This is a genomic window from Micrococcus sp. KRD128, assembly GCF_017168395.1.
Classification (GTDB): Bacteria; Actinomycetota; Actinomycetes; order Actinomycetales; family Micrococcaceae; genus Micrococcus; species Micrococcus luteus.
In genome coordinates this window covers 1-3635 of sequence record NZ_JABFAX010000020.1, presented here as the reverse complement: position 1 = coordinate 3635, position 3635 = coordinate 1, and the positions used below count along the sequence as shown (strand labels likewise).

Sequence of the window (3635 nt, the reverse complement as noted above, 5' to 3'; positions counted from 1 at the left end):
GCGAGGTCGGCCTCCAACCGGAGGACCTTCGCCGCCTGCGACTCCGGTCGCCCCGTCGCCCCCGGCGGCGACGCAGCGGCAACCGTGACCCCGGAGCCGAACTTGTCGACCCACTCTTTCAGCGCACCCCGAGAGATCCCGAGATCCCCGGCGATGCCCTTGAGCGTCGAACCCGGCGTGGACTCATACAAGTCCACCGCGCGCTGCCGGAACTCGTCCGTGTAGTTCTTCCTAGCCATCCCTTGGATTCTCGCTTCCCCAGCATCGTGCTGGAATCAGCGTGTCCAAGATCAGGGGTCAAGCGCCGCCCTGCCCTTCTCGGTTTCCCAACCTGTGTCCGGCTTTGCCGACAGCTCGGCTCCTCACGCCTCAGGTAGTGCCCGAGCGCCAGCCCTGCTTGGCGGGCGCCGATCACTAGCACGTCGGTCTCGGCCATGGTGTGGTTTCTCCTCGTTGCGGGCGCGTGGGCGGGCCGTAGTGCGGCTGGTGTGTCAGTAACCGGTGAGGGCCGGGAAGAAGGTCCAGAACACCGAGGCGGCCACGGCCACATAGGCGATGGCCACCAGGGTTCCGGCCCAGCCGGCGGAGAACCGCACCACCGCGGCGTGCGCGGGGATCACGCCGTGGGCGAGGTTGCGCACGGTGAGCAGGATGAACAGCGGGATCATCGCCGCCCACACGATCATGCAGTACAGGCACAGGATGTGGATCTCGAACAACGCCTGGGACCACAGCCAGATGGTGAACACCGTGCCGGCGGTGACCCCGGCCTGCAGGCCGGCCCAGTACCAGCGCCCGGGGCTCGCCCCGGAGAGGGTCACCATGGCGGTGGTGATGACCACGGCGAACGCCACGATGCCGATCAACGGGTTGGGGAAGCCGAACAGCTCGGACTGCCAGGTCCCCATCACCTTCCCGCAAGACACCCAGGGGTTGATGTCACAGCTGGTGATGTACCCGGCATCCTCGTACAGCTCCAGGCGTTCGAGCACCAGGATCGCCGAGGCCACCCAGCCGACCACCCCGGTGATCAACAGCACCAGGCCGAACGGACGGTGCCGGGCGACAGTCGGTATCCCCGCTACGTCGGAGGCCTGCCCGGTACCGGCAGGGCGGTCGGTGGTGGTCGTGGGGATCGTCACGGGTGAATTGGTGTCGGTGTCGGGGACACTCATGGGCCCGGTCAGTCCGTCGTGGCGGCGGCGTCGACCTCGGCGCGGAACTGCTCGAGGGTGTTCAGAGTGAGCATCTGTCCGTCCAGGAAGAAGGTCGGGGTGCCCTGCACGCCCAGCGCGGTCCCGTCGGCCACGTCGGCCTCGATGCGGTCGCGGGTGGCCGGGTCAGCCACCGCGGCATCGTAGGCGGCCATGTCCAGGCCGAGATCCTCGGCGTAACCGCGGAACACCGGGCTCCGGTCCTCAGTGGTATGGCTCCACTGCTCCTGGGTGTCGAACATCTGCTGATACATCGCCTCGTACTGTCCCTGCTGGCCGGCGGCTTCCACGGCTACGGCGGCGGTCATCGAGTTGGGATGTCCGGGCAGCGGGAAGTAGCGGTGCACAAAGGTCACCGTGTCGGCGTACTCGGCGCGCAGTTCTTCCACGACCGGGTAGGCGGCCTTGCAGCCCTCGCACTCGAAGTCCAGGAACTCCACCAGCACGGCCTGCTCGTTCGGGGCCTTGGACAGTACCCGGCTGTCTGGGCGCATCACCGGCGTGGCCTCCGAGGGGGCGCTCTGCCCGGTCCCGGAGGAGGCAGTTTGCCCGGAGCCCTGGGGGGCGGCGTCGCGGGGGCCGCTGGCGGCCACCACTCCGACGATCAGCCCGGCCAGCACCACAGCGGCCAGTACGACCCAGACGATGGTCTTGGCCTTGCGGGATGTGGTGCCCGGTGTTGACGGATCAGAGGGGGTCGGATTGCGGGTCGGTGTGCTCACGAAGGGATCCGTTTCGGTCGGTGGCGACGGCACCGTGCCGTCGGGGCTGTCTCTGATACACATCTCCGAGCCCACGAGACGGAGCTACAGATCGTATGCCGGCACGTATTACGCGGCCAAGACGCGCCCTCCTTCAGTGCGCAGCCTGCGCGATGAGCAGGTGCTCGTTGAGATCCGGCGGGTGCATGAGGCCAACTACGGGGTCTACGGGGCCCGGAAGGTCCACGCACCGTTGCAGGTCGGTCAGCACAGTGCCCAGGTGCGCGGCGGTCAGGCAGCCGTTGTGCACGGTGACGTGCGCGGAGAGCACGGGGGTGTCGGAGTCGATGCGTGAAGCGTGCAGGTCATGGACCTCCAGCACGTGCGGCAGCTCCGATAGCCGGATGCGGACCGCCTCCAGGTCCAAGCCCTTGGGGGTGGTCTCCATGAGTACGTCGATGGTGTCGCGAAGCAGGATCAGGGCTCTGGGCACGATCAGTGCGGCGATCAACAGGGACACCACCGCATCGGCGCGATTCCAGCCGGTGGTGGCGATCACGATCGCCGAAACGATCACTGCGACCGATCCCAGGGCGTCGTTGAGTACCTCCAGGAACGCGGCCTTCATGTTCAGGTTCTGCCCCCGGGCCGAGGCCAGGATCGCCAGCCCGATGAGGTTGCCGGCCAGCCCGATCACCCCGAACCAGAACATGGTGGTGGATTCGACCTCGGGCGGGGCCAGGAGCCGGCGCACGCCCTCCACGGCCACGAAACCGCCCACGGCCAGCAGCACCGCCGCCTGCGCGGCCGCGGCGATGATCTCGGCCCGCTGGTACCCCCAGGTGCGCTTGTCCGTGGCCGGGCGCAGCGCCAGGGACGCCGCGATCAGGGCGATCAGCAACCCGGCTGAGTCAGTAAACATGTGCCCGGCGTCGGCCAGCAGGGCCAGACTGCCCGAAGCCAGCGCGCCGATGACCTCGGCGACCATGATCGTCGCGGTGATGGAGAAGACCACGGCCAGCCGGCCCCGCCGGCCCGCCGCCGGAAGAGCATGGGAATGATCGTGTCCGCTCATACCAGGGTCTCTTCCACTCGATGAATCATCAGCTGAACGTCACCATCCTGTCCGGCGATACTGAAGGCACGCTCAATGCGCACAGCAGGCGCAATCCGCCCCGCAGCCATCGCCGTCCTTCTCGTTCTGGTCCCCGGCGATCAGCGCGGAGGCGGGGGTGCAGCAGGCATCCCCGCGCCAGGCCTCCACCCGGGCCTTGGCCCTTGATCGTGGACACGGTGTCGGTTCGGTTATGCCGCTTCCGCAAGCGTAGCGGAGCGTGCGGCTTCGTAGGCGTTCGGGCTGATGTTGCCGATCGCGGAGTGGCGCCGGCGAGTGTTGTAGCGGTTCGCCCACCGGAACACGGCCCGGTAGGCGGTGGCCTGGTCCGGGAACGCTGACCGGCCGGCGAGGAGTTCGCGCTTGAGCGTGGCGTTGAAGCTTTCCGCGAGTGAGTTGTCGGCACTCGTGCCGACCGCGCCCGTGGACTGGGTCACGCCCAGCTGCTCGCAGAGCGCGGCGTAGGCCTTCGAGGTGTAGACGCTGCCGTGGTCGGAGTGGAAGATCGCGCCGACCAGCGACCCGCGGTCGTGGTGCGCGGCACGGAGGGCGTCTTCGACGAGTTCGGTGCGCATGTGGTCGGCGACTTGCCAGCCCGCGAGCTTC

5 protein-coding genes are annotated in these 3635 nt (G+C 68.2%); all 5 read right to left on the bottom strand.

Annotated features, from left to right (window positions below; genetic code table 11):
- Positions 1-239: transposase (locus J1M44_RS10540; RefSeq protein WP_206480954.1), on the bottom strand; the 239-nt coding region annotated here is incomplete at its 3' end.
- A gap of 252 nt (positions 240-491) precedes the next feature.
- Positions 492-1175, bottom strand: a complete 684-nt coding sequence (locus tag J1M44_RS10535) for a vitamin K epoxide reductase family protein (protein WP_080695921.1) — start codon at positions 1173-1175, stop codon at positions 492-494.
- An 8-nt stretch (positions 1176-1183) separates the two neighbouring features.
- On the bottom strand, positions 1184-1936 hold the full coding sequence (locus tag J1M44_RS10530; protein WP_036317487.1) for a DsbA family protein: 753 nt from the start codon (positions 1934-1936) through the stop codon (positions 1184-1186).
- 133 nt (positions 1937-2069) lie between these two features.
- Positions 2070-2990, bottom strand: a complete 921-nt coding sequence (locus J1M44_RS10525; RefSeq protein ID WP_206480953.1) for a cation diffusion facilitator family transporter — start codon at positions 2988-2990, stop codon at positions 2070-2072.
- A 230-nt stretch (positions 2991-3220) separates the two neighbouring features.
- Positions 3221-3635, bottom strand: a 415-nt coding sequence (locus J1M44_RS10520) for an integrase core domain-containing protein (protein WP_206480952.1), incomplete at its 5' end; no start/stop codon positions are given.